Annotated in this window: 1 protein-coding gene and 1 pseudogene; both read right to left on the bottom strand. The window is 69.7% G+C overall.

From position 1 onward, the window contains the following. Positions 1–233: 233 nt before the first annotated feature. On the bottom strand, positions 234–1,262 hold the full coding sequence (locus B551_RS18040) for an AraC family transcriptional regulator (RefSeq protein WP_006575813.1): 1,029 nt from the start codon (positions 1,260–1,262) through the stop codon (positions 234–236). Positions 1,263–1,286: 24 nt separating this feature from the next. Next, positions 1,287–1,499 (bottom strand): annotated as a pseudogene (locus B551_RS26705) (metallophosphoesterase); the annotation flags it as partial.

Below are 1,499 nucleotides of genomic sequence, written 5' to 3'. Positions count from 1 at the left end.
GACGTCGAGGTGTCTGCCATGTCTGTCTCCTGTTCTGGTCCGCTGGTCGATGGTCCCGCTCGCCACGGTGACGACAGTCTAGGAAGGCAGCGCGCACGCAGACATGGCCGAAGCGCTGATTCGCATTGGCATGATCGATCAAGCCCGGGCGGGCGCGAACGCAGCGCGGTGCCGAGGCGGGCCTTGGCTACGGGGAAACCCGCAGACCGCGCGGCGGTGCGGAGAAGACTGGCTCAGTGCTCGCGCAGGTGCGACTGGCGATATTGGCCGGGCGCGACCCCGGTCCAGTGCTTGAACGCGCGATGGAAGGTGCTGGCCTCGGAGAAGCCCAGCAGGCTGGCGATCTCGGGCAGCGTCAGCTCGGGGCGGGCGAGGTATTCGATGGCCGCGTCGCGGCGCAGGTCGTCCTTGATGCCGCGAAAGCCCTGGCCTTCCTCGCGCAGCCGGCGGCGCAGCGTCTGCGGCGTCATCGCCAGCTGCTCGCCGACGTCCTCGAGCGTCGGCAGTTCGCCGGTCAGGTTGCGGCGCAGGATGCGGCGGATCCGTTCGGTGATGCTGGTCTGGTCGCGGTACTTGATCAGCAGGCTGGCCGGCGCCTGCCGCAGGAATTCGCGCAGGCTGGCCTCGTTCTGCACCACCGGCAGATCGAGCCAGCGCGCCTCGAAGCGCCAGCCGGTGTAGTCGTGGCCGTAGGACGCGGGCGCCTGGAACAGCAGCGCGGCATCGGCGCTCGGGCCCAGTTCGGAATCGGGCAGGTCGACGCCGATCAGCGGCACGCGGCGCGCCGCCATCCAGCAGGCGAGCCCGTAACCGAGAAAGGCGAACGAGCGCGCCGCGTAGGCGAGGCGCCCGTCGTAGTCGACGCGCGGCGACAGGCACAGCATCGCAATCTCGCCGTGGCGCCGCAACCGCGGCACGAAGTCGCCGATCAGCAGGCGGTAGTAGCGCAGGCCGCTGTGCATCGCCTCGCCTAGCGTGCGCGCGTGGACCATCATGTGGCAGCACTGCGCGAAGCTGCCCAGCGGCAGCGGCCGATTGCACAGGCCCCACAGTTCGTCGCGCAGCGTGCGCCGCAACGCGAACAGAAGCGCTGCGTACTGGCCCTGCGTCACGCGCGCGACCGGCGAGTCCAGCAGCGCCGGTGCGATGCCCGCGCGGCGCAGCATCGCGGCGATGTCGGCGCCGCGATGGCGCGCACCGAGCAGGGTCTGCTGGACCTGCTGGATGGCGATCGTGTGGTGGGTGAAGCTGGCAGTGTTCATGGGCGAGACCGAAGGCCGGCGCTGCTAGGCCTGAGCGCGCCGCAGCCGTATCCGCGTGATCTCCGACGGCGCGCCGAAACGTTTGGGCGGGCCCCAGTAGCCGGTGCCGCGGCTGACATAGACCCACATGTTCCGATGGCGATGCAGTCCTGCGACATAGGGCTGCTGCATCGGCACGAACAGGTTCCACGGCAGGAACTGCCCGCCGTGCGTATGACCGGACAGTTGCAGGTCGAA

The organism is Cupriavidus sp. HPC(L) (genome assembly GCF_000307735.3).
GTDB lineage: Bacteria > Pseudomonadota > Gammaproteobacteria > Burkholderiales > Burkholderiaceae > Cupriavidus.
This window is presented reverse-complemented; position numbering and strand designations above follow the sequence as displayed.